The sequence below is a fragment of the Psychrobacillus sp. FSL W7-1457 genome, from assembly GCF_038593405.1.
In the GTDB taxonomy this organism is placed as follows: Bacteria; Bacillota; Bacilli; order Bacillales_A; family Planococcaceae; genus Psychrobacillus.
The window spans coordinates 1241963-1265504 of the sequence record NZ_CP151993.1 but is presented as its reverse complement, the minus strand read 5'-3'; the positions used below and the strand labels follow the sequence as shown (position 1 = coordinate 1265504).

27 protein-coding genes are annotated in these 23542 nt (G+C 36.7%); 8 read left to right on the top strand and 19 right to left on the bottom strand.

Annotation, left to right across the window (positions count from 1 at the left end; translation table 11 throughout):
• Window positions 1-184 precede the first annotated feature (184 nt).
• From bshC to NSQ95_RS05860, 10 genes are all read right to left on the bottom strand, one after another.
• Window positions 185-1801, bottom strand: a complete 1617-nt coding sequence (bshC, locus tag NSQ95_RS05905) for a bacillithiol biosynthesis cysteine-adding enzyme BshC (protein WP_342560470.1) — start codon at window positions 1799-1801, stop codon at window positions 185-187.
• Window positions 1802-1867: 66 nt separating this feature from the next.
• Window positions 1868-2245: a DUF3397 domain-containing protein gene (locus NSQ95_RS05900; RefSeq protein WP_340884289.1), complete on the bottom strand. Its 378-nt coding sequence runs from the start codon at window positions 2243-2245 to the stop codon at window positions 1868-1870.
• Window position 2246: 1 nt separating this feature from the next.
• Window positions 2247-3122, bottom strand: coding sequence for a 2-dehydropantoate 2-reductase (locus NSQ95_RS05895; RefSeq protein ID WP_340884290.1), 876 nt, complete (start codon window positions 3120-3122; stop codon window positions 2247-2249).
• Between the two features lie 133 nt (window positions 3123-3255).
• Entirely contained in the window at window positions 3256-4797 is a 1542-nt protein-coding gene (locus NSQ95_RS05890; RefSeq protein ID WP_340884292.1) for an acyl-CoA carboxylase subunit beta, read from the bottom strand.
• Window positions 4798-4999: 202 nt separating this feature from the next.
• Window positions 5000-5212: an acetyl-CoA carboxylase biotin carboxyl carrier protein subunit gene (locus NSQ95_RS05885; protein ID WP_169358972.1), complete on the bottom strand. Its 213-nt coding sequence runs from the start codon at window positions 5210-5212 to the stop codon at window positions 5000-5002.
• Entirely contained in the window at window positions 5209-6570 is a 1362-nt protein-coding gene (locus NSQ95_RS05880; protein WP_342560469.1) for a biotin carboxylase N-terminal domain-containing protein, read from the bottom strand. The genes NSQ95_RS05885 and NSQ95_RS05880 overlap by 4 nt, the downstream gene beginning before the upstream one ends.
• 225 nt (window positions 6571-6795) lie before the next feature.
• Entirely contained in the window at window positions 6796-7197 is a 402-nt protein-coding gene (locus tag NSQ95_RS05875; protein ID WP_169358970.1) for a hypothetical protein, read from the bottom strand.
• 59 nt (window positions 7198-7256) lie between these two features.
• Window positions 7257-8018, bottom strand: coding sequence for an enoyl-CoA hydratase/isomerase family protein (locus NSQ95_RS05870; protein WP_340884300.1), 762 nt, complete (start codon window positions 8016-8018; stop codon window positions 7257-7259).
• Between the two features lie 88 nt (window positions 8019-8106).
• Entirely contained in the window at window positions 8107-8280 is a 174-nt protein-coding gene (rpmF, locus tag NSQ95_RS05865; RefSeq protein WP_144537945.1) for a 50S ribosomal protein L32, read from the bottom strand.
• Window positions 8281-8304: 24 nt separating this feature from the next.
• Window positions 8305-8844, bottom strand: coding sequence for a YceD family protein (locus NSQ95_RS05860; protein WP_298471936.1), 540 nt, complete (start codon window positions 8842-8844; stop codon window positions 8305-8307).
• A 201-nt stretch (window positions 8845-9045) separates the two neighbouring features.
• On the opposite strand from NSQ95_RS05860, the gene NSQ95_RS05855 reads away from it, so the two are divergent.
• Window positions 9046-10260 (top strand): nucleotidyltransferase, encoded by a 1215-nt coding sequence (locus NSQ95_RS05855; protein WP_340884303.1) that lies wholly within the window; start codon window positions 9046-9048, stop codon window positions 10258-10260.
• On the opposite strand, the gene NSQ95_RS05850 is transcribed toward NSQ95_RS05855, so the two are convergent.
• The gene (locus NSQ95_RS05850) at window positions 10261-11307 is read right to left on the bottom strand and encodes a SepM family pheromone-processing serine protease (protein WP_340884306.1); all 1047 of its coding nucleotides are present in this window, start codon (window positions 11305-11307) and stop codon (window positions 10261-10263) included.
• Window positions 11308-11509: 202 nt separating this feature from the next.
• Between NSQ95_RS05850 and NSQ95_RS05845 the strand changes: the two genes are divergently transcribed.
• Window positions 11510-12388 carry a hypothetical protein gene (locus tag NSQ95_RS05845; RefSeq protein WP_340884309.1) on the top strand — a complete coding sequence of 293 codons (879 nt, stop codon included), beginning with the start codon at window positions 11510-11512 and terminating at the stop codon, window positions 12386-12388.
• 89 nt (window positions 12389-12477) lie between these two features.
• Here NSQ95_RS05845 and coaD read toward each other — a convergent pair whose 3' ends face one another.
• The 3 genes from coaD to NSQ95_RS05830 are packed head-to-tail and all read right to left on the bottom strand — an operon-like array spanning window position 12478 to window position 14966.
• Window positions 12478-12966 (bottom strand): pantetheine-phosphate adenylyltransferase, encoded by a 489-nt coding sequence (gene coaD, locus NSQ95_RS05840; protein ID WP_342560468.1) that lies wholly within the window; start codon window positions 12964-12966, stop codon window positions 12478-12480.
• Entirely contained in the window at window positions 12959-13534 is a 576-nt protein-coding gene (rsmD, locus tag NSQ95_RS05835) for a 16S rRNA (guanine(966)-N(2))-methyltransferase RsmD (RefSeq protein ID WP_340884315.1), read from the bottom strand. The genes coaD and rsmD overlap by 8 nt, the downstream gene beginning before the upstream one ends.
• Window positions 13535-13550: 16 nt before the next feature.
• A complete protein-coding gene (locus NSQ95_RS05830) occupies window positions 13551-14966 on the bottom strand; it encodes a hypothetical protein (protein ID WP_342560467.1) in 1416 nt (471 codons plus the stop codon).
• Window positions 14967-15018: 52 nt separating this feature from the next.
• Between NSQ95_RS05830 and NSQ95_RS05825 the strand changes: the two genes are divergently transcribed.
• Complete coding sequence (locus NSQ95_RS05825) at window positions 15019-15405, top strand: methylthioribose kinase (protein WP_169358961.1); 387 nt, start codon at window positions 15019-15021, stop codon at window positions 15403-15405.
• A 4-nt stretch (window positions 15406-15409) separates the two neighbouring features.
• Here the strand turns inward: NSQ95_RS05825 and NSQ95_RS05820 are convergent, their stop codons facing one another.
• Complete coding sequence (locus NSQ95_RS05820) at window positions 15410-15682, bottom strand: DUF2129 domain-containing protein (RefSeq protein ID WP_169358960.1); 273 nt, start codon at window positions 15680-15682, stop codon at window positions 15410-15412.
• A 178-nt stretch (window positions 15683-15860) separates the two neighbouring features.
• On the opposite strand from NSQ95_RS05820, the gene NSQ95_RS05815 reads away from it, so the two are divergent.
• Entirely contained in the window at window positions 15861-16763 is a 903-nt protein-coding gene (locus NSQ95_RS05815) for a glycerophosphodiester phosphodiesterase (protein ID WP_340884325.1), read from the top strand.
• A gap of 113 nt (window positions 16764-16876) precedes the next feature.
• Here NSQ95_RS05815 and NSQ95_RS05810 read toward each other — a convergent pair whose 3' ends face one another.
• Complete coding sequence (locus tag NSQ95_RS05810) at window positions 16877-17326, bottom strand: YlbF family regulator (RefSeq protein WP_340884328.1); 450 nt, start codon at window positions 17324-17326, stop codon at window positions 16877-16879.
• Window positions 17327-17410: 84 nt separating this feature from the next.
• On the opposite strand from NSQ95_RS05810, the gene NSQ95_RS05805 reads away from it, so the two are divergent.
• Window positions 17411-17902, top strand: a complete 492-nt coding sequence (locus NSQ95_RS05805) for a PaaI family thioesterase (protein ID WP_342560466.1) — start codon at window positions 17411-17413, stop codon at window positions 17900-17902.
• Here NSQ95_RS05805 and NSQ95_RS05800 read toward each other — a convergent pair.
• On the bottom strand, window positions 17857-19248 hold the full coding sequence (locus NSQ95_RS05800) for a UDP-N-acetylmuramoyl-L-alanyl-D-glutamate--2,6-diaminopimelate ligase (RefSeq protein WP_342560789.1): 1392 nt from the start codon (window positions 19246-19248) through the stop codon (window positions 17857-17859). The two genes, NSQ95_RS05805 and NSQ95_RS05800, sit on opposite strands and share 46 nt — an antisense overlap.
• 171 nt (window positions 19249-19419) lie before the next feature.
• On the opposite strand from NSQ95_RS05800, the gene NSQ95_RS05795 reads away from it, so the two are divergent.
• Complete coding sequence (locus NSQ95_RS05795) at window positions 19420-20151, top strand: aspartate kinase (RefSeq protein WP_340884332.1); 732 nt, start codon at window positions 19420-19422, stop codon at window positions 20149-20151.
• Here the strand turns inward: NSQ95_RS05795 and NSQ95_RS05790 are convergent, their stop codons facing one another.
• Window positions 20152-21219, bottom strand: a complete 1068-nt coding sequence (locus NSQ95_RS05790) for a CAP-associated domain-containing protein (protein ID WP_340884335.1) — start codon at window positions 21217-21219, stop codon at window positions 20152-20154.
• A gap of 153 nt (window positions 21220-21372) precedes the next feature.
• Between NSQ95_RS05790 and NSQ95_RS05785 the strand changes: the two genes are divergently transcribed.
• Window positions 21373-21738, top strand: coding sequence for a YugN family protein (locus tag NSQ95_RS05785; RefSeq protein WP_169358954.1), 366 nt, complete (start codon window positions 21373-21375; stop codon window positions 21736-21738).
• Between the two features lie 104 nt (window positions 21739-21842).
• Complete coding sequence (gene ytvI / locus NSQ95_RS05780; RefSeq protein ID WP_340884341.1) at window positions 21843-22907, top strand: sporulation integral membrane protein YtvI; 1065 nt, start codon at window positions 21843-21845, stop codon at window positions 22905-22907.
• 157 nt (window positions 22908-23064) lie between these two features.
• Here the strand turns inward: ytvI and NSQ95_RS05775 are convergent, their stop codons facing one another.
• A complete protein-coding gene (locus tag NSQ95_RS05775) occupies window positions 23065-23526 on the bottom strand; it encodes a DUF420 domain-containing protein (RefSeq protein WP_340884344.1) in 462 nt (153 codons plus the stop codon).
• Window positions 23527-23542 lie beyond the last annotated feature (16 nt).

Genomic DNA, 23542 nt, shown 5'->3' with positions numbered 1-23542 from the left:
CTGCCCCGACAGGCAAATGGAGAAAAGCGAGGAGGCAGTTCCTCAGCCACCGGAGCTTTCATCCATTTGACCCCGAGGGGCAAGGCGGTGGAGCTAGACATCAATTGATCCAAAGGTTCAAAACTTATAATTTCCTAAACAAACGAAAAACTCCTCTCCCATTAAGGGAGAGGAGCAAGATACATTATATAGATACTACATGGTGCTTACCATTAAATTCATATGGAACCTGAAGTAATTCTTCAAGGAGGTTCTGTCCTTTTTCGTTTAGTAATTGTATAGGAGAATAAGTTCTTTCCTGCAGACCACCATTGGGCATAAGCTGAATCATTAATTGGTCATATCGATAAATAGAAGAATCTAGCTTAGTTAAAATAGTATCCTCCACTGCATTCTCCATGAAGGTAAGCTGCTTCGCATGAAAATCCAAGTTTTTTTCTACTAAAGATGTAAGTTTAATATCGTTTCGTTTTAATAATTGATCAAGCTCTTCATACTTACTTGCTAAATCATCTTTAATTGACTGGATGAACAAGGAGACATCCTTATTTTGATTTTGCTCAATCATCCTAGCTTTTGAAAGCTCAACCTCTCCACTCCAAACATCAGGAATCGAGAATTCCAGCTTATCTAGTAGCGATTGCACCTTAGGAGTGACCAAAGATATACTAAGTCGCGGCGTGATAACCGGCATTTTCATATTAAATAATTGGAAGGCATCTTTTAATGTAGCCCAATAAGCTATCTCGCCTGGGCCACCAATAAAACTTAATACCGGAAAAACCATTTCTTGCATTAATGGTCGTGTAACAACGTTATTACTAAGTTTCTCAGGTTGATCTTTAGCAATCGCAATAAGCTCTTCTTTGGTGAAAGATATTCCCTTAGCTTCATGCACAAAAGAATTGCTCTCTCTTTCTAGAAGAAAACGTTCGCCATCCTCTACATAAAACAAATTGGCAGCTGTTTCTTTCGCTTGAATTGGAGATCCGTACCCTAGTTGGTCAAGCTGTTGTTCCTTTTGGAATACTAAACTTGCCAAATCCGAGGACTGTTCAATCATTTGAACAAAATAGTCAGATTCCAACTGGCGAAGAGGCTTATAGGCTGCATCAACCATAAGCAGTCCTTCTTCATAAAATAATTCGTTCATAATTGCCGAAAAAAATGAAGTGAAGTTGGAATGTTCCTCTACAAAGTGGGTGAACTTTGAGTATAGTTTTTTCGTATGGGATGTTTCAGGCAAGCTTTTGAAAATCTCTTCTAAATAGGCTAGCATCGTTTCTTTCGTAAATGTTGTCTCTGAAGCAATTTTCTTTAACTTCGATCTTTCAGGGAAGACGAGCTTTTGGAGCTTTCTGCTTTTCTCTATGTAAACATGGTTGATTTCATCGATATCATGATCCTCACCAGCTATCCAAAATACAGGAATTACCGGTATCCCTTGTATTTCTCTTTGACGTTTCGCAAGAACGATCACCGAAATGGCTTTATGGATGGAATACATAGGACCGGTCAGTATGCCTGCCTGCTGTCCACCAATCACAACCACGCCGTTATCTTTCAATTCCTCTATATGTTTTCTACTTTTCTCAGAAATACCAAACTGGTCCATATAGCTAGTAATTACGGTCGCCAGCTCAACTCTTTTATGTTTTGAGTAATCGGTTTCTTGAAGTCTTTTATTTAAATCCTCTTGGTTCCATTCATAATGAAAAAAAGAGGAAAGACTTGCAGAGTCCTCTAAATATGCTTTATAGAATGGGGAAACAAATGGTTGTGTGTATTGCTCTAATCGCACGATTTTCCACCTCTTTAATATAATCCTTTTAGAGTATATCATTTCATCAGAAAGAGATGAAAATTATTAGCTTATATACTTTAAAACATATCGGATTACTCCGATTATCCATAAAAGAGCGTACATGAAGCAGAGTAGGATGAAAAACAATCTCCACACTTTCCGAAGCAGAGGCTTTATTTCTATCTCTTTTTTCATTTTCCATTCTAGAATGGTCATAATAGTTGCAATAAAAATAGCAAAAATAATTATAATAAATCCTATTTTTTTTTCAAAAATAACATTAAACACATGAGAAACTGAAAAGAATAACAAAAACGTAGTAATATCTGCAGCTATACCAATAGATTTTTTTCTTTTGCGAAAGGCATATTTCGCAATCACAAAAGAAATGATAAATAGAATTGCTGGAACTAATACAATGATAGAAACAAGGCTGATCATATCAATCACCTACTTTATTCATTTCTTTTAATAATAAATAAAAAGTATTTAGAATGGGCAATGACTTTTTACGACTCTCTGCTTCGGCTAGGATAGCTCCTACAATAGTATCGACTTCCATCATGCGGTTGCTCTGAAAATCCTTAAGCATGGATGAGTAGTTATACTCTGTATTTTGACAAAGCGACACAACTTCTTTCCAAGCCAATAAGTCGTTCCAATCTTCAAAGGCTTCTATAATTTCCTCATACAGGCTTCGCAATATTTTTTTATATGATTCATTTTTAATTAGTTCACCATTCTGCACACGAGCAATGGTAGTTAAGGGATTTATCAAGCAATTAAGTAATGCTTTTTTAAACAAGATTTGTCTAATATTTTCAGTAAGTTGAAATGGGAATTGCTCTGCCTCAGATTTCAGTAGCTGTTCAAGACTCTGCCACTTTCCTTTATAAAATCCAATTGAAGTCGTTCCAATTCCTAAGTGTTGTACCGTTTCCGGATTTATTTTGGTCGCTCCGTGTAAAACAGAACCTAATAATATATTCGATTGTTTTAAAGTATCGATAAACTGTAAATGTAGTAGACCATTTTGTATAAACAGTAGAGGAGTTTCTTTTGGTAAGGAATCTAAATTTTTTTTTAATGAAGAGAGATCGTGATACTTAACTGCCACAATAATTATATCCATTTGATGTAGTGCTTCTATAGAATTGACTATCTGACATTCAATCGGTTCAGTAATGTCGTTTGTTTTTATGTATAGTTCTTTTAAGCTCTTATTCCTTACTAAAAAGGATATGTCATGACCTGCTTTAGATAAATAGGCGCCAAATAGCATTCCTACTGCTCCAGCTCCTATAATTCCTATTCGCATACTTCTTCACCTCCTAAAAAATATTATATGGGGAATAAAAATCTACCATCTTGGGAAGTCGTCCACTAAACGTTTATATTAGGTCAAATTTTTAAAAAGGCCTACCTCTAAGGTAGACCTAAGTTTAAAAATATTATACAGGAAGGACTGGGTGTTTTCGAGGTGCAATTGCAATTTCTTTGTCCTCATAGTATCTCAAACGATTAGCAAGCTCGTTACGCAGATCGCTCGGCTTCACAATTTCATCGATAATCATTTCAGATGCCAGCTTATAAATATCTATTTCTTCCTTATATTCCGCATGCTTTTCTTGAACGAATTTCAATCGTTCTTTTGGGTCCTCGATTGCTTCAATCTTATTGGAATATACAGCGTTTACCGCTGCCTCAGGTCCCATAACAGCAATTTGAGCGGTAGGAAGTGCGATACACACATCAGGTTCAAAAGCTGGTCCAGCCATAGCGTAAAGACCTGCGCCATAAGCTTTTCGTACAATAACAGAAAGCTTTGGTACAGTTGCTGAGCTCATAGCTGCGATAAGCTTAGCTCCATGGCGAATAATACCTGCCCTTTCCACTTTAGTCCCTATCATGAAGCCCGGAACATCTGCTAAGAATAATAATGGAATGGAGAAAGCATCACAAAGAGAGATGAACTTAGCAGCCTTGTCTGCAGAATCTACGAACAAGACTCCACCTTTTGCCTTCGGTTGGTTCGCTATTATTCCTACCGGCTTCCCTTCGATTCGAGCAAATCCTGTTATTAGCTCCGGAGCAAACAGTTTTTTAATATCAAAGAAAGTACCTTCATCGATTAATGCATCAATTGCTTCATACATATCGAAAGGGGCGTTTTGGTTTTCAGGAATAATTTCCTCTAACGTTCTACCTTCTTTGGTTTGCTTCGGTTCAACCGTTTTTGGCTTTTCGGTGTAATTGGCAGGGAAGTAGCTTAAATACTTCTTCGCTTCTTCTATAGCTTCTTCTTCCGAGGAAACAAGCACGTCGCCGACACCACTTACTGTACAGTGCATGCGCGCTCCCCCCATTTCCTCTAACGTCACCTTTTCTCCAATAACTTTTTCAGCCATACGTGGAGATCCAAGGTACATCGAGGCATTTCCTTCAACCATAAATACAACATCACAAAATGCCGGTATGTACGCCCCTCCTGCAGCTGATGGTCCAAATAACAAACATATTTGAGGGATAAAACCGGATAATCTCACTTGATTGTGAAAAATTCTACCAGCTCCACGACGATTAGGGAACATTGCTAATTGGTCTGTAATACGTGCCCCAGCAGAGTCTACTAAATACAATAGTGGCACACGATTTTTTTCAGCAATTTCTTGGATTCGAATTATTTTTTCAACCGTTCTAAATCCCCATGATCCAGCTTTTACTGTAGAGTCATTTGCCATTACGCAAACTGTTTGTCCATTTATTTTTCCAGTCGCAGTTACAACACCATCAGCGGGTAAGTCACCTGCTTCTACATTTGCAAATCGACCGTCTTCTACGTATTCCCCATTATCAAATAACAGGTTTAAACGATCACGAACAAACAGCTTCCCCTGCTCCTTCATTTTCTCATGATACTTTGAATGTCCACCTGCATAAATGGATGACAATTTTTCTTCTAACTTATCGTTATACCCCTTTGTTTCTCCCACTTTGTAAAACCCCCGTTTCAAGTAGCAGCAGCCGAGCCCTGTATGTAGGGCACACTCCGACTGATACAATTGCTTGATAGAATAAAATACTAAACAATTATTTTAATTGATAGATACATTTATTGAACGATTCGTTAAACCTACTTAATTTTCTAATAGAATTTTAAATACTCAACTTACAGTTTTTTGTATTGGAGAGTTTTTATTCGAACGTTACTAATACGTCTCCCTCATTTACGAAGTCCCCAACTTGCGCCTTTATTTCTAGAACCTTGCCTGCGACATTAGATTCTACAGGAATTTCCATTTTCATCGATTCAAGTACCATAACCACTTGGCCTTCTTGCACTTCGTCCCCCACTGCAACGTTAACCGTAAATACTGTACCTGCCATAGTTGATTCTAAATTTTTCATTTTGAAATTTCCTCCCTTTGTTTGTCCATCCATTCCCCTAAAACGGATGTTGAATATACTCCACTTTCAAAAGTACTGTCATGTAAAAACTGGTCAAATAGTGAAATATTAGTTCTTACACCTTCTATTTTAGCAGAAGAAAATAATTTTTGTGCTTTCTCTATTGCTAATCTTCTGTTTTCTGCATGTATAATTATTTTGGAAATCATTGGATCATAAAAAGGAGTCACTTTATTCCCTTCCTCATACCCTGCATCTATTCTTACATCCGAATCATTCCCCCATGTAAGAGTAGATATTGTTCCTGGAGAAGGAAAAAACGTTTTTGGATCCTCCGCGTAAATTCTAAATTCAAACGCGTGCCCATTAGTTGTAATTTTGTCTTGTTCCTTAACTGGCAGCTCCTCACCTTGTGCAACCTTTAGCTGCCATTCTACTAAATCAAAGCCTGTTACCGCTTCTGTTACTGGATGTTCTACCTGTAAACGGGTATTCATCTCTAAAAAGTAAAATTGATGATTTTGGTCTACGATAAATTCTACCGTGCCAGCATTCACATAATCGACCGCCTTTGCCGCGTTAACTGCCGCTTCAAACAGCTTTTTCTTGGCTTCTTCCGGGAAATTTGGAGATGGAGATTCTTCAAGAACCTTTTGATTTCTTCTTTGTACAGAACAATTACGTTCGAACAAATGCACGATGTTTCCTTTTGTATCCCCAAAGATTTGTACTTCAATGTGACGAGAGTCTTCAATAAATTTTTCTAAAAATACTATATCACTACCAAAATAAGACTTGGCTCTAGTTTTAATCGATTCAAAGTGCTTGGTAAGGGTTGCTTCATCGTCACATTTAATCATGCCGATGCCGCCTCCGCCCGCGCTTGCCTTAAGCATAATTGGGTAGCCAATCTGTTTGGCTGCGTGAAGTGCCTCGTCCAAAGAATTAAGCCCATCCTCTGTTCCCGGTACCACAGGCACGTTTGCATTAATCATTGTTATACGGGATTCAATTTTATCTCCCATCTTTTCAATCGTTTCCGCTTTAGGACCAATAAACGTAATTCCAGCCGCCTCTGCTTTTCTAGCAAACTCTGCATTTTCTGACAAAAAACCATAGCCTGGATGAATTGCATCTACACCCTCTCGTATAGCAAGCTCAATTATGTCATCAGCCTTTAAATAAGACTGTTGCACCTGACTCGGCCCAATAAGAAAAGCATAATCTGCTTCTTTCACATAAGGAAGCTGTTCGTCCGCTTCACTATAAATTGCTACCGTTTCAATATTTAATCGTTTACATGTCTTGATAATACGTCGTGCTATTTCTCCCCGATTTGCTATTAACAGCTTTTTCATATGTATCTCCCCTTTGTCAAAATATTCTCCCCTCTATTAGTCTATACGAAAGTTGAAAGTGAATTCAACTTTCACATAATAATTGATTAAATTCATCTACCTAACCTAGGGCCAAATAACCAACAAAAAATTACAAAATCGTTACAGGTGCCAGGCACCTGTAACGATTTTGATATAAAATTATTTCCCATTAAAAAAAGTCTCTATTTTTTAGAGACTTCATTGCTAATTTCTTTCTATGTGTTGAACACCTTGTTTTGCCCAGTTCACTAGTACCTCGTAATCTCTTTTTAGTAAATTATATGCATTAGCTATTTCATCATAGGAATTTTTCATTTCATCATAACTTTGCATGGCAAGTTGCAAATGGTTTTGAAGGGAAGTGGAATCGTTTACAGTCTCCTTGAAACTTTCTACCTTCGGGGAATCCTCTTTCGGGAAAAGTTGTGGGCGAAGATTTTTATTCCATCTAAATGCACAAGCTTGTTTGGAACGCCCTAACAACACGCTGGCTTCCTGAAACCCTGAGATTTGGGTGTGGCCTTGTTCGATTTTCTTTAGTACTATCTCTTTTAGTAGATTGTCTTCGTCGAGGGTCCAGCTATCTTTTCTCAATTTAACATTCACATTAATCACCCTTTGCTTTTTTATTAATATATGCAAAGTGGGTATAAATAGACTCTATTTTATTTCTTTTTTGATAAAAAAGAATTGACTGCCTCATGGTGTACATCTGCTTCCCAAAGTACAGAGCATTCTTTCACTTCTTCCATTATTCTCTCAAATAATTTAGATTGCTCCCATTTTCGTATGATCTGTTTTTTGTAGGCCTTCAAAACTGTCGAATGGGGAATAATCATTTTGGAGATGAAGTCTTGTAGAGCAATCACTTTATCACCCTCAAACACTTCGGTAGCCCAACCCATCTCTAAAAGCTCCGATGATTGATAAGGAGTGGCTTCTGTTAACATCTTTAGTGCTTTATCATACCTCATACCCTTTTCAAAAAGGTATGTTCCCCCACCCCAGCCACTAGTTATAGCAAGTTTACCTTGGATAAATCCACATTTTGCTTCCTTTTTGACAAGTCGGAAATCGCATAATGTGGCTATTTCACATCCCCCACCAACTGCGGTCCCATTAATTAAAGCGATTGTTGGTACCTCTAGAGTAGCTACCTTGTAAAGTTCTTTAGCTACCTCGCTTAGCATTGCGTAAGATTCCTCTGCCGTTTTTAGCTCATGAAAAACCGATAAATCTCCTCCTGAACAGAAAGACTTATCTCCTGCTCCTGTGATAACTACAAGCTTAATTTCTTTATTTGAATTAACCTCGGTCACAAGCTGCCTAAATCCAGCCAAAACATCAAAGTTAATAGCATTATGTATGTCAGGTCGATCAATCTCAAATATTAGGATGTTATCCTTTTCTTTTATTGTGTACGCCAAAGTATGTACCTCCTAAAATGAATATAGAGAAAAAGGCTACCGAAGAGCCATGGTCTCTTTGGTAGCCTTTTAAGGAACAAATACTGTATTATTTGCTCACTACTTCTTTCCCTTTGTATTGACCGCATGATTTACAAACTCGGTGAGCCAATTTCATTTCACCACAATTTGAACAAGCAACCATACCAGGTACGGATAATTTAAAATGTGTACGACGTTTTCTTTTTACAGTTTTAGAAGTTCTTCTAGCTGGTACTGCCATTGGTGGCACCTCCTTACAGATCTATTATTCGTCTGTTTGATCAAAATACTTAGCTAAATCAGCAAGTCTTGGATCCAATTTTGGTTGGTCATCTTCTTGCAATTCTTTAAGATCTTCATCAGTAGTAAAGCTCCAACCTGTCCCACCCTCGTGTTTAAATTGGTCTGCACCTTCTTTATACACTTGCAATGGTATTTCTAAAAGAATTAATTCTTCCAGAACAGGATCGACATCAATGACATCCCCTTCAACGATATGATAATTATCATACGCTTTAGCAGAAGCGAGTGCAGTGTCGGACCAGGTGAATACTTCATCCGAATGAATCTCAAATGGAAATTCTACGTCTTCCCAAGTGCGTGCACATGGTAAGGTTAAAACTCCAGAAAGCTGAAAATGACAAGTCATTTGCGCTGCACCAAATGTGCAGTGCCCTTTTACATGAACGGGTGAAATCTTTCGAACGTCTTGATTTCGCTTCTTCACATTTTCGAGTTCCACGAATTCATCTATATCTAGACCATTCTCACGATATTTAGAAAGCTGACTAATTGCCCATTTCATACGATTATCACCTCAAGACAACAAAGTTGATTATATAATGCTTAGTTTTAGATGTCAAGATAATTTCTTGTCACTACTTTATTTTAACATTATACTTTCAGTAAGGAAAGTATTTAAGATTGGTCCAGATTTAACAGACAAAACAAGGATAGCAAAGACTACCAGCTAGAAAATCAGAAAATTTAAGGGGGATTAATTATAATGAAAGCCACAGGAATTGTTGTAGAATACAATCCATTTCATAATGGTCATCTACACCATTTACAACAGTCCACTAAACAGACGGATAGCAAACTTTCAATCGCTGTCATGTCCGGCAACTTCTTGCAGCGTGGAGAGCCAGCGCTTGTAGATAAATGGACTAGAGCTAAAATGGCAGTAGATGCTGGTGTCGATTTAGTTATAGAGTTACCATATGCATTTGCAACTGCACAGGCAAGTGATTTTGCTAAGGGAGCTATTTTTTTATTGGATGCACTAAAATGCGAAAGCTTTTGTTTTGGAAGTGAGGAAGGGTCAATAGAGTCTTTTAATCATACAGTTAAGTTGTTAACCTCCAAAAAGAACGAATATAACGAGGCTATCTCCCAATTTATAAAAAAAGGGATTAGTTATCCAAAAGCACTGAACGAGGCATATCATTTATTGGCAAATGAAGCAACTGAACCTCTAGTGGATCTGTCTAAACCGAATAACATCTTAGGCTATCATTACATAGAGGCTGCACGTCAAATAAATTCATCCATTAAGCCAACTACGATTCAACGCATTGTAGCTAACTATCACGATGATGCTAAAAAAACAGAATCGATTGCGAGCGCCACTGGAATTAGAAAGGTACTCTTCGAAGAAAAAGAGCTATCTAAAATTCATCCATATTTACCCGACACAAGTCTCATGGGTCTAACCAAATGGATAGAGCAGGCAGAAAGCTTCGGTAGCTGGGAGCGTTTTTATCCTATTTTGCGCCTAATAATTTTGCGCCAGGATAAACATAGCATCGCAAAGTATGCAGAGGTGACGGAAGGCATTGAAAACGCTATTTGGAACGCTGCTGCAAAGCATGACAGTTTCTTCCCATTTATGGAGCAAATAAAATCCAAACGATTTACCTGGACAAGAATACAAAGAATGTTGACCCATATTTATAATGCATTTACATGGGAAGATTTAAGATCTATTGAGTACCCTACCTACATCCGACCACTTGCAATGAGTCAAAAAGGACAGACATATCTCCAATCCATAAAAAAAGACTTGCAGCTCCCTCTAGTTAGTAGGGTGGCTGCAAGCAAGGATAATATACTACTGCAGCTTGATATTAAGGCCGCAAATCTATATTATTTAGGACTTCAAACTAAATTTGGTTCATCCATGGTTGGAAGCGAATATAGAAAGATACCAATTAGAATTTAATCATTTAGGTTCTAGGTTATCTAAATATTCCAATGCATCGTCAATGGTTTTCACTGGCACAATTTTCATCTTTGTGCCAATTTTTTTTGCCGTTTTTAACGCTTCTTCATAGTTAGAGGTAAGATCTGGGTTTTTAGCAACAATTTCTTCAGGTATATCATCGTCGGGTGCAAACATGAAATCTACCCCTTTTTTATCTGCAGCAATTACTTTTAAGTCAATTCCGCCTATCCTTCCTACAGTACCATCTTGTAGCATCTCTCCAGTCCCAGCAATATTGTAGCCTTTTGTTATGTCCTCTGGAAGCAGTTGGTTTAATAACTCAAGGGTAAACATTAGACCTGCCGATGGACCCCCAATATCTTCGGATTTAATCTCTACAGACGGGGTGGTTTCTACTACCTTGTTTTCAGTATAGGAAATACCAATACCAGCCTTTTCAAGGACCCCTGGGACCGATTTAAGGGTTACCTCTTTAGTAAGCACCTTTTCTTCCCGCTCGACCTTTAAACGAACGGTATCGCCCTCTTTTTTATCTGCTAAGTACTTGGCAATCACATCTCCAGTCAGATCAGACAAATTATCCATTTCTAAAATTTTGTCTCCTGGTTTCAGAATATTGTGAGCGCCTCCTCCATCCACTACATTAAAAATAAATATTCCGTGATTGATAACGGTGTATGGTTTTTTCGCTCGATCGAAAGCCACCGTAATAGCATTAAACTGAGAATCAGACATAAGCTTTAATTGACGTACATTATATTCCTCTTCATCTTCGTCCTCTTGGCGAATTTGATCGGCAGGATAAATCTTTTGACTATCTGTTACTTTCGCGTATGCATACGTGAGAGGAGTCGCCTTTGATAGAGCAATAGTTAGAAGACTTAATGTACCCTCGTCATCCTCATCTCCATTCTCAACATGTACCAATGGTGAAAGCTCATAAGCTCCCCCTGGTCTTGAAATGTAGGATTCCATTGGATAGAAGCCTAATGCCAAAATAATTACAACAATAAAAAGAAGGACTATTGGTTTTATCTTCTTCATAAGTTATCCCTCTCTTTCATAAATAATTAAATATAAATATAAGTTTATCACTTCCAATTTTGACTGACAAAACATATTAAGAAAATATTGCTAACTCTGGAAGATTTAAAAGATTGAATAACTCTGATTAAGAAAGAAATCTTACAAAAACTACACTTTGAGGAAAAACTGTTTTCCTTTAAGAGATAAGGAATGACGCATAATGCATATTATTGTTACAGTTGGCAGTTGGGCACTTATTATTCTCTTATTTTTACAGCCCGGAGTTTCACATAAAGGTGCATTAGAAGGGATGCGTATCTTCACAACTTCTCTCATGCCTTACCTATTACCTTATTTGGTGATTACTCAAATGTTTATTCGCACTCAGAAAAAATTTTTAACTACCAATAACAAATTTAAACTTTATTTTAATATTTACCTCCTGACAGCACTTGGTGGCTTCCCTAGTGGAGCAGCCATTATATCCTCCTTAAAGGAGATAGGCACCTTGAACGCCCGGAATGCAAGCTGGCTATTAGCTATTTGCCACGCACCTAGCCCAATGTTTGTTATTGGATTTGTGGGAATTGAAATATTTAACGCAGAAATAGCGGGGCTTAAATTGTTAATCATCATTCATGTAGTCAACCTTATATTCCTACTAGTATTCATTATTTTCTCCAAGCCTATTCAAATGAATACATACAAAAAAGAAGCTAACACCTCTCCCTTCCAAGAGAGCATAAAAGAAACCTATCAAATCCTTTTACTTATTGGGACGACCGTTATCTTTTTTACTACAATCAGCTATATCGTTTTTGAATCATTAAAAGAAATCATCCCATCTATTTCACCAACTGTCCTAGTTTTTGTATCCTCACTTTTTGAAATGACAGGTGGGATTAGCCTTGCTGGACAGATACTATCAGGATCTTACTACCTTCCTTTTACCATTGCTCTTATTATTGCTTTTAGCGGTTTAAGTATTCATATGCAAATAATAGTTCTTGCTCAAAAAGCAGGCATACCCATTCGGAAATACCTCATGTTCCGCTTGCTCAACATGCTCATCATTCCACTATTTTTCATACTTGGCTAAATGACAGAAATGTTACTGGTGCCAGGCACCAGTAACACTTCTGTCATATATTGATCGGAGGTAAAAAATAACCTTGCCCAAGGGCAAGGTTATTGTTGATGCTTATATTTTTCTTTAAGTGCTGTTTCCACTTGGGGTGGTACTAGCTCTCCAATGTTGCCTCCGTACTTAGCAACTTCTTTTACTATACTAGAGCTTAAAAATGAATATTGATTTTTGGTCATGATAAAAAATGTTTCGATTTCATCATTCAAAACCCGATTCATAGAGGTAATTTGCATCTCATATTCAAAGTCTGAGACTGCTCTAAGACCTCTAATGATTGCACTTGCTCCTACATTTTGAGCATAGTCCATAAGTAAACCTGAGAAGGTTTCTACCTTTACATTGGGCAAGTGGGCGGTTACTTCCTGAATAAGCTTTACTCGTTCTTCTACAGAGAATAGAGGATTTTTAGAGGAGTTATTTAAAACAACTACATAAACCTCTGAAAAAATAGAAGCTCCTCGAGTAATAATATCAAGATGTCCATAAGTGATTGGATCGAAACTTCCTGGAACAACTGCCATTTTACTCATGTGAATTCCCCTCTTCTTCTTGGTAACGATAAATGGAAATAACCGTCCCACCATAATTTTCTCTGCGTGAAAGCTGAAACTCTCCATAAGCATCCGGTAAATCCACCATCTTTTCATGCTCACAGACGATTGTTCCTGTTTCAGACATTAGACCCTTTTCTACTATATCCCCAACCAGATTATAAAAAGGAGTTTTACTATAGGGAGGGTCAACGAATAATAGCTCTATACTCAGCTCTCTTTTTTCAAATGCCTTTACTGCACGAGATGCATCTATTTTGTATATCTCGCTTGTATCTTCTAAGCGACATTTTTTTAAATTTTCGTTAATGGTTTGAATCGCTTTATAATCTTTTTCAATAAAAATACAGGTTTCTATACCTCTACTTAAAGACTCAATACCTAGTCCACCGCTACCTGCAAATAAGTCCACAGCCGTTCCTCCATTAAAGTACGGTCCAATCATATTAAAAATAGACTCTTTCACCTTATCTGTAGTAGGTCTTGTATTAGTTCCTGGTACTGCCTTCAATGGTAATCCTTTTCTAGTTCCTGAAATAACTCTCATACTATTTCTCCCAGCATTAATTAGACGTTTCTTCTTGTAAATGAATTCGTCCGTCCTCTTTATCTATGTTCAACAAAAACAAACGAATCATCCACGTCTCTTCTATATAAAATTTTGAACCGATTTTTTCAAAGGGCTCGGACATGGCATCATATCTTTTTTGATTATAAACATAAAATGGTTCTTGAATAGGAAATCTAAATGCCCTAGTTTCATTTTGGACGTATAAACCTTTATCTGTGTCGTCATACGTATAGCCCAACACATCAAATAATGGTTCTGCTGCATACAAAACCTTTCCATCCTTAAATAAGACGTCGATGTCCTTTTGTATGCCATCATTAATATATACAGGTCGTGAATCTTCAAACAACAATGGGAACTTGTCCTTTTGCAGATCATTCCATTCGAAAAATGAAGTTTTGGAGTCCAAAAGAGATGACAATAGCTTATCCAACTTCTCCGCACTTAACTCCTTCTGATTTTCCAACAAGGACTTCCATTCTAACAATTGACTATTAGTCAAATAACTAGTTAAGGTCTCATACATCCATATTGACTTTTCAGCCCCCACAGGAGACTCCATTAGAAAGCTGCTTACTACTTCTGCTAGCAGAAGATTTTCAATCGGTAAATTATAGCCATCCTGAATATTTTTAACTGCTATATCTCTCTGTATAGAAGGCAAGTCCTCATTTCCCAAAAATAAAATATTGGATGCGTTCACTTTGTTCGTATTATCCTCAACTAAAATAGAAGAATGTCTAGTGTTAGGTAATTGTAATTCATCTAAAAGCTTTTGTAGACCAGCCGCTACCGGCTCCTTGGAATAGACAGAATAATGATCATTTTGGTATTGAATCGGTAAAGCTTCTTGTTGCCAATATAACTCTTGTACAGTACCTTCTCCAATAGAAAGTGAGTAGTCAATTAAGTCTAAAGAAGAGTTACCTATCTTAGGTAGACCACTTACCCACATTCCACCTCTTTTTAAAGAGTCTGTTATATGTAATGTTGTATAGGTTACATCACCATTTTCTAGCTTTAAGAGAAAATCAGAAAGAACGACTCCTTCTTTTAATCCATTTGGCAAAGGAAAAGTATAGGATACACTTTGACTGGAGTTTTCACCTTCAAGAAAGCTACTCAAGTCTTCTGTAGAACGTTTACAGCTGTCTCCAGCAATGTTTAAGCAGCTCCTATTTCCACTAGCAATTGGCCATAAAATAGAGACTTTCTCCTTTGGCAAGTTAAAAAAGTGATGATTTACTTGTATACTATTTTCAAATAATTGGACATCTACTTCTTGCTCATATGAAAAATCCTGTACTTCTTCATCTATATTGGAGGAGTACACCTCATATTGAAATAATAATAAAACACAATTTGTTACTACTAAAAGCATAGATATAAAGCCTACAATAATTTTCATGGAATTGTCCTCCAACATAGTGGTAAGATGAATTGGAAAGGAAGTGTTTTCATTGATCCAACGTTTTATAGAACTTGGCGAAGGTTACGGAGATACATTTGAGCTATGTGAATTAGCACGTGTAAACAAAGAACGTATTTACAGAGCATTTATCTTCTCTTCACCAAAAAATGGGAAGGACTATATTTCTATAGCAATTGCTCTAAAACCCATAAATGATACCAAATTTTTCCCAATTTATATTTGCCGTGAGGGCATTCCCCAGTCACAGCCAGAATCCAAAAGACTAAGTACATTTAAAGAAACTTTAAACGAGTTACAGGTTGAACCAATACAAATATCTATTAAGCATTCCTCTACTTTTGCAGATACGCATTTATTTTATCAGTATATCATTGGAATCCTAAGATTAAACCATTATATACCACCATTCCAATAAAATGCTATAGACCGATTTTATAATCATACTCTTTAGCTTTATCTGGTTTACTATTTTCAAATTCTGTTTTTACAAACGGACGATAGGACTCTAATATTTCTTTTACAAAAGGAAGTTTATTCATCTTTTGTTTAGCCGCTTCTATCTGATCCTGATCACAATATAAAACGACATATTTCATTTTTTTAGAAATATAATGGACATGCCCGTATTTTCTTAAAGATTTAGCCTGCTTTAAATGATGCACATAGACAATTAGTCCTTGTCTTTCTGTCATACGCTTCCCCTCATTTCTTCCTTCAAGAATAACATATGGAGGATTTTGATAGCAACAACAACTAGCTGACAGCTAAATATCAATTGGCTATAATTAAAGAAATCATTGTCAACATAAGTGGGTTAAGATCCTATTATCTTTCTACAATTTGAATAAGTCCAAAAAGGGGGATTAAAATATGGGGAAAAAATCTAATGTAGCTCTTGCAATTGCTGCTGCTGCAGGTGCCGCTTGGGCTAGTACAAAAGCTTTATCAAAGCCGGATAGCCGCCCTTCAAAGGAAGCATTAAAGTATGAACATCCCATTATTCTTGCACATCGAGGAGGACTAGCCCTTGCTCCTGAAGGCTCTATGGCTGCTTTTGATAATGCTGCAAAATTAGGAGTCCATGGCTTTGAAATTGATTTAAGATTAACTAAAGACGAAGAAATCATTGTATTTCATGATGAAACATTAGAAAGAACAACAGACCTTACAGGCAAGGTTGCAGACTACACGTTGCCTGAGCTCAGAGATGCAGATATAGGGTATCATTTTAAAGATATAAAAGATGGCTTTTCATATAGAGGCAAAGGTGAACGAGTGGTAACACTTGGTGAGTTAATCGATGCGTATCCACAAATGCTCATTAATATGGATATAAAGGACAACCCCGCTACTTATGAAGGTAGTCTGATGCCATCTAAGCTATGGAGATTGATAGAAGAAAAACAAGCCTTTGATCGGGTAGTGGTAACAAGCTTCTTTGATGAACAAATTGATCGGTTCAATCTCTACGCTCAAAACAGAGTTGCTTTAGGTGCCGGTGAAAAAGAAGTGAAAAAAGCATACACAGCTTACACTTCACAATTTAGACATTTATATCATCCGAAGGCGGACATTTTTCAGTTGCCGTTAAGAGCCAAAATGGTTTCTTTGGACAGTCCTGGATTTATAAAATTTTTATCTACTTTAAATATCCCAGTACATTATTGGACCATCAATGATCCAGAGGTAATGAAAAAGCTTATTCAAAATGGAGCAAAAGGGATTATTACGGATAGACCTGACCTAGCAATTGATGTATTAAAGTTGAACTAGAATTTTATGAGTCTAAAAAAAGGATGTGCACAATTTATGTACACATCCTTCCTAATTTATATGGTGCAGCTATCCATTTGTCTGCTTAGCTGACTTTTAATTTTGCGCTTTTCTTAAGCTGAGCAAGAGCATGATCCGCCGGTTCCACAGCCGCTACCGCAGCTTGAACCACTAGAAGCGAAAAATGGATTACTTACAGGTACTTTGACTCCTTCTGAGACTGTTTTACCAATAATCAAGCTTACCTCATCGAGCAGGTCCTGTAACTCGTTTTCAGCCACCTTAAGAGCTGCTATTTCATCTACCATATCAAGATTACGTTTAGTTACACGAATGTCTTTCATGACTCTTGAGTAATCTGGATGGTATTTTCCAAAGCGTTGAACCTCTTCGTATTGGTCCTTCAGTCGGGTAAAGCTATTGATTTCCCGCACGAGTTCAGGTTTTGTATATACAGCACGATGTGCATTTAAGTAAAGGTAAAATGGTTCAGAGGATAAAATCATTGCACATAATAGGTCTGAGTGATCCATAATATCCACCCATTCATCAGTCATAATCATAAATAAAACCTCCAATCCTGTCTATCATAACAGAAAACTGGAGACAATTGTTAAACTAATAACTTAAGTGTTAGGAGAATTTCTATGGAAAATTTACAAACTCTATTTGAACAAGTTACAAAAGAGGCTTCAGAAACGGAAAAAGGGTTACTGACAGACTTCCTTACCGGATTAAAAAAGAAACAAGAAGGACTTGCACCTACATACCTAAATGCGACGTTTCAAATGGACACTCGTTTTGAGGACAACCAATGCATTGTAACACTTCCTGTTACCCCACTAATTCATAACAGCTTTGATATGCCCCATGGTGGTGTCATTGCAACTCTAGTCGATAATGCTATGGGATTTTTAGTGAACAAAGACCTTCATCCAGAAGGAAAAGGTGCCGTTACAACTAATATGACGATCAACTACATAAAAGCTTCATCCGAAAAGCAACTGATTGCTACATCTACGTACTTACATAAAGGAAGACAAACGCTAGTAATGGAATGTACTATTACTCAACCGGATGGGAAAAAGATTGCTCATGCAACCGGATCATTTTTTGTCATTACACCTTCATCAAAATAAGACTGAACTACTTCAAGATCAGAAAAGGGTAAAACAACTTCTTTAATAATTTGTTCTTTTTCATGCCCTTTTCCCGCTATTAAAACGACATCTCCTTCTTGAGCGGTAGCTAATGCCAAGCGAATTGCATTTCTTCGATTAGCTTCCACCATTACCTTGCTAGGGTCTATCCCTTGAATAATATCTGCGATAATTGCTTCTGGTTCCTCATTTCGTGGGTTATCAGAAGTGATAATTGCCTTAGTAGCATATTTGGAAGCTACCTCTCCCATCCATTTTCTCTTTTGCTTATCACGATTTCCTCCACACCCAAAGACAACGAATATATTTTTCTTCGCATAAACTGTAATAGAAGACAAACAAGCTTCTAGTGCATCAGGTGTATGTGCGTAGTCTATCAATACTTCAATCCCTTTATTATTCGGTACCCTTTGTAGCCTTCCAGCCGGTAAATTTACTGGATAGATCACCTCACAGGGGAGACCTAGCCCTAACATCGCACCAAGTGCAGCAGCTAAATTCATCCCATTATGATATCCACTATTCCTCATGAGGACAGACGTCTCTTTTCCATTTACTTCATATTCATATTTAACTTCTTCATTTAAATATTTTTCATTACTAAAAATTACATCATTACCTTCCTGATTTCCGAATCGTATTGTTGGTATATATGCTTTTTGTGCAACTGAACGACACCATTCATCATTATTATTAACTACCAACTTTCTCGCTAATGGAATGAGTAGCTCCTTAGATTTTTTATATGGCACCATCCCGCCATGAAACTCTAGATGGTCTTTTCCAATATTTAAAAATACAGCCACGTCCATTGGATAACTTCCTAACCGATTATCCAACAAGCCTTGAGAGGAGGCTTCTAACACGATGTATTCCACATCATGGTCATAACAATACCTCACTACCTGTATGAAATCATAAAAAGGTAGAGTGGTATTGTTTCTAAATTGTCTTTCCAATTTTTCACCATTCACATAGACCCCAAGAGTACCAATTACACATACTGACTTCTGTTGTTGAGTCAATAGCTGCCCAATAAAAGAAGCAACGGTAGTTTTACCATTGGTACCTGTAATGCCTACTGTCTTTATTTTTTGTCCATATTTTTTATAGGTTAAATACGCAATCTTGTCTTTTAGTAAAAACATATCAGATGGAAGAACGATTTGTGGAACACTACAGTCTGGAATATAATGCTGAGTAATGACTAGATTAGCCCCTCTTTGGATTGCTTCTTCTACAAAGGTACGATTGTTGGATTCCCAGACAAATACGTCTCCTAGCTGTATTTGTTTGGAATGATCTATAAAACGATGAACCTTTATACCATTTAAATCTCCAAATATCTTATATTCCAGACCCTCTAATAGCTCTTTTATTGGATAAATAGTAGCTCACTCCCTACACCATTCTTGTTAAATCGCATACAGTAAAATGAATTCCTTGTATTTTATGAACGGAGTGTTTGAAATGTCACGAAAAGAGTGGTTGAAAATATGATTGTGCAAAAATATGGAGGAATTGCGATGCAGGATACTTCGAATAGACAATTAGTCATCGAAAGAATCCAAAAAGCAATCACTGCCCATAAGAAAGTGTTAGTTGTTGTATCCGCCATGGGAAGAAGAGGTCAGCATTACTCTACCGATACATTGCTTGACCTTATACCAAGCTCGCCACACAGTGTAGAGACTGATTTACTTTCTGCTTGTGGAGAGCTCATTAGTGCATCTGTATTAGTAGCAGAATTGAAACAAAATGGTGTTCGTTCAACAATTTTGTATGGTAAAAATGCTGGGATTATTACTAACGAAGAATTTGGTAATGCTAATATAGATAATGTAGATACCTCACAAATTTTAAAAACATTTGAGGACTGTCCATGTATCGTAGTTCCTGGGTTTCAAGGGGTCACCGAAGGTAGTAACAATTTTACTACCCTTGGAAGAGGTGGAAGTGATTTAACTGCTGTCATATACGGCTATTATTTAAAAGCAGATGTTGTAGAATTTTACAAGAATGTGCCGGGAGTTATGTCAGCAGATCCTTCTACTAATAGCGAAGTGGAGTTAATATCCCATATGACGTATGATGAGCTCCAGCTTAAAATAAATGAACCTGTAGAAGTCATACAAAAAAGAGCAGCAAATTTTGCTGCCCTTCATGGTGTACCCCTTCATATTCGCTCTTTGTACGAAGAAACGAATGGTACTTTTGTTCATCTATAATTATTCTAGATTATCTTTTTTCTCTATAAAGTTTTGTGTATAGTAATTACTGTAGACTCCTACACCGGTATGAGTATATGACCTACCTAATAAAGTTTGTCGATGGTCTGGGGAATTCAACCAACCATTCACAGCTTCTCCAGCATCAAAGTAAAAAGCAGCAGTATTACCACCAGCGCGATTAAAATCAAGTGAGGTTTCTTTAAGCTTATCTTTAAACCTTGGTATCTCAAAGTTATCGTTTGTAACAATATTATTCTTTGCCATCTCTTCACTGTGCATATCAGCCAAGTTCTGGAGGTTAACGTCTGATTCTAAAACACGTAACCCATGTCGAAGCCTTAAAATATTAGTTATCTCCACAACTTGGATAGCAGTAGCTCTATCCGCCCTTACTTGAAGATTAGAAGATGGTGTTTTAGATTCAATGACTTCCCCACTATATAAAATATCATACGGTTTATGCAGGAGGAGAGTTTGTGAGTCACTAAATCTTACAGCCTCTAGTTGTTGATCCTTTTGATCAATATAGAGCATCGCGAACAAATCATCAAATTGAACCAGCAGTCTAGTTTTAATATCATTTTCGTTTAAGGAAAATATATATGTGTTGTCGCCAATATTCATCGTTACTTCGGATTGTACTAGTGTAAACCGGTAGATGTCTTCAAGAGACTGACCAATTTTGTAAGGGGAAGTATCAACATGATTTCCTATTGCAAATGCTTGTGTTACTTTGTCTTCTTTAACTCCTATTAACATATAGTCGGAGAAAGACTTATTATATACCCACCATTCATATCCATAAATGGAAGGGTCAATTCTAGCTGGATTTCCATAAAGGGTCCTCACTTCCTTTACTGACTTTCCTATTAAAGTGGAGATTCCCTCCTTCGGCCTTGTGAATATACTAACGGTTTCGACAACTTCTTCTCTTTCAACTGGAATTAGCTGGCCGTTATTATTAGAACCTGTTATTAGATCGTTCTCTCGAACTGGTGAATCAAAATATATGAATATTAATAATATAATAGCCATGCCAACTAAAATATGAAATAAAGTTTTCAACTTTTTTGGCTCCTTCGAAGTTCCTTCATTTTCATTAGTATATCAAGGATATGTACAAATACACAATGTTGTCATTGCAACATTTTTGAATTTGAATTAATATTAATAAGAACAGATTCTTAGTATAACTTCAATGTGAAGGAGGACAATTCGATGTATTTTGAAAATACAGGTATAGAAGACAAAGTCTTAGACTTAAATGTATTAGACGACATAATGAAAAAACATGGTTTAATTCGCGCTGGACAATGGGATTATGAACGTGTGACTTACGATAAGAAATTCGAAATTAAAGAGGGTATCTTCTACCTTCGTATATTCGGTTTTACAAAAGAAGGAGATGTTGGTGCACACGAAGCTAACATTACACTTTTAAAACCGGTTTTAGGAAAACACTATTATCCGCATGGTGTAGAATACGGTGAAGGTGAAGTATTCCCGAACCATTTAGTTAAATCTTGTGTAACTACTCTAACAGCTTTAAAAGCTGAATTAGATGAATTTGCTATCCAAGGTTAACTAATGAAACGTTAGAGAAAAATTTCTCTAACGTTTTTTTATCTGTTAAAACTGGTATTCCTTGTATATACTTAAAGGAACGATGTATAAAGGAGCAAAATAGAATGGTTTTCAAAGCGTTTAAAAAAGAATACATTAAGTATATAATCCTATTTATTTTTATTCTGTTAATTTCTATTTTTATCCTACCAGTGTCAGTTCCGATTATTTTAGCGTTACTTACTGCGATAATTATTGAACCAGTTGTAAAGTTTACTCAAAGGGTATTTAAATGGAAACGAAAACCTGCAGTTATTACCAACTTCATTTTTTTTCTAACCATCATTTCGGCCCTCTTATATTTCATTGTAACTAAGCTTATAAGCCAACTTCTATATACTTCAAAAGTAATCCCTTACCATCTTAATAGTTTGACTGGGATATGGATAAATATTCAGAATAACGTCTTTCAGTATACCGAAGGACTACCTCTTGAAGTAGTACAGTCCATACAAGATAAGTTTAATGCTACCTTAACAAGTATGAAGGATGCGCTTCTAGATCTTTTAAGCTACTCAAATATTTCGGCCATACTCACCAATATTCCTACCTTTCTCGTAAACTTCGTTGTATTTATAATTGCTCTATTTCTGTTTATGTTAGACTTAGAAAACCTAAGCCAAAAGTTCTTTTTCTTTTTGAAGGAAGGGACTGCTGAAAAGGTTCGAGTCATGACTTCTAGCGTTAAGAAAGTAACAATTGGCTTTATGAAGGCTCAAATTCTGGCTAGCTTCATCATTTTAGGGGTTTCTCTAATTGGTCTGTTATTTATAGTTCCATTTAAAATAGCCATCATAATGTCTCTAGTTATTTGGATAATAGATGTAATTCCTATTTTAGGATCGATTGCTGTATTAGCTCCGTGGGCAGGATATTTGTTCCTTGTGGGTGATACTGTATTCGCCACAAAGCTAACGGTTCTTGCTATAATTTTACTTATAATTAGAAGAGCTGTGGAGCCAAAGTTAATGGGTAGTCACATGGGTATATCACCTTTAGCGATTCTTATCGCCATGTTTATAGGTGCTAAATTGTTTGGCTTCCTTGGATTCCTAATCGGTCCACTGGTAGTCATATTATTTATAACCGCCAGAGAAGCGGGCATGATTCGATTAAATTTTAAAATATAATTTGATTACAAATATACAACATAAAAAGGTGAAATTGCATGTCGCAATTTCACCTTTTTAATGTTGCAGAGACTAATTTTACCCTAAGCCTCTTCATTCTACTTCTTATTGAATTTCCATAGCTTAGAAATGAGTCTACTATAGGGAACATAAGTTATTATCCACCGAGAATTGCTTTGAACACGGAGGTTGTGTCCCCGCCTTTATAGAATATATAAAGCAATGAATACACAGCCAATCCTGTGATTGCGACAAAGAACCATATAACACTAGTAATAGGTCCAAGCTTACGGTGTTTCTTTATATTGTTCTTATATCCTAAATAAATTGTAACTAATCCAAATACTGCCCCAGTAGTGGCTAAAATAATATGGAATATTAAAAATACCGTATAGTAAATTTTAATATCATCCGGCCCACCAAAGGCTGTATTTCCTATAAATAATGTTCGAGACACATAAATTATGAAAAACGTAAGCGCTGAGATTGCGGCTGCAAACATTGTTTTTTTATGAGCTTCTATTTTTCTCTGCTTAACTAAAATCCAACCAACCGCAACAAGCACAGCACTTAAAACAATAAAAAATGTGCTGATTGTAGGTAATACTGGAACACTCATTCTCATTCTCCTCGTA

Coding starts and splice junctions, on each gene's coding strand:
- NSQ95_RS05785 (WP_169358954.1), top strand. CDS start 21,373: ATGTATTTTGAAAATACAGGTATAGAAGACAAAGTCTTAGACTTAAAT.
- NSQ95_RS05830 (WP_342560467.1), bottom strand. CDS start 14,966: ATGAAAATTATTGTAGGCTTTATATCTATGCTTTTAGTAGTAACAAAT.
- NSQ95_RS05900 (WP_340884289.1), bottom strand. CDS start 2,245: ATGATCAGCCTTGTTTCTATCATTGTATTAGTTCCAGCAATTCTATTT.
- NSQ95_RS05775 (WP_340884344.1), bottom strand. CDS start 23,526: ATGAGTGTTCCAGTATTACCTACAATCAGCACATTTTTTATTGTTTTA.
- NSQ95_RS05805 (WP_342560466.1), top strand. CDS start 17,411: ATGGAAAATTTACAAACTCTATTTGAACAAGTTACAAAAGAGGCTTCA.
- rsmD (WP_340884315.1), bottom strand. CDS start 13,534: ATGAGAGTTATTTCAGGAACTAGAAAAGGATTACCATTGAAGGCAGTA.
- NSQ95_RS05895 (WP_340884290.1), bottom strand. CDS start 3,122: ATGCGAATAGGAATTATAGGAGCTGGAGCAGTAGGAATGCTATTTGGC.
- NSQ95_RS05810 (WP_340884328.1), bottom strand. CDS start 17,326: ATGATTATGACTGATGAATGGGTGGATATTATGGATCACTCAGACCTA.
- rpmF (WP_144537945.1), bottom strand. CDS start 8,280: ATGGCAGTACCAGCTAGAAGAACTTCTAAAACTGTAAAAAGAAAACGT.
- NSQ95_RS05885 (WP_169358972.1), bottom strand. CDS start 5,212: ATGAAAAATTTAGAATCAACTATGGCAGGTACAGTATTTACGGTTAAC.
- coaD (WP_342560468.1), bottom strand. CDS start 12,966: ATGAGTAAAATGGCAGTTGTTCCAGGAAGTTTCGATCCAATCACTTAT.
- NSQ95_RS05795 (WP_340884332.1), top strand. CDS start 19,420: ATGATTGTGCAAAAATATGGAGGAATTGCGATGCAGGATACTTCGAAT.
- NSQ95_RS05860 (WP_298471936.1), bottom strand. CDS start 8,844: ATGAAATGGGCAATTAGTCAGCTTTCTAAATATCGTGAGAATGGTCTA.
- NSQ95_RS05880 (WP_342560469.1), bottom strand. CDS start 6,570: ATGAAAAAGCTGTTAATAGCAAATCGGGGAGAAATAGCACGACGTATT.
- NSQ95_RS05815 (WP_340884325.1), top strand. CDS start 15,861: ATGGGGAAAAAATCTAATGTAGCTCTTGCAATTGCTGCTGCTGCAGGT.
- NSQ95_RS05845 (WP_340884309.1), top strand. CDS start 11,510: ATGCATATTATTGTTACAGTTGGCAGTTGGGCACTTATTATTCTCTTA.
- NSQ95_RS05820 (WP_169358960.1), bottom strand. CDS start 15,682: ATGACAGAAAGACAAGGACTAATTGTCTATGTGCATCATTTAAAGCAG.
- ytvI (WP_340884341.1), top strand. CDS start 21,843: ATGGTTTTCAAAGCGTTTAAAAAAGAATACATTAAGTATATAATCCTA.
- NSQ95_RS05855 (WP_340884303.1), top strand. CDS start 9,046: ATGAAAGCCACAGGAATTGTTGTAGAATACAATCCATTTCATAATGGT.
- NSQ95_RS05850 (WP_340884306.1), bottom strand. CDS start 11,307: ATGAAGAAGATAAAACCAATAGTCCTTCTTTTTATTGTTGTAATTATT.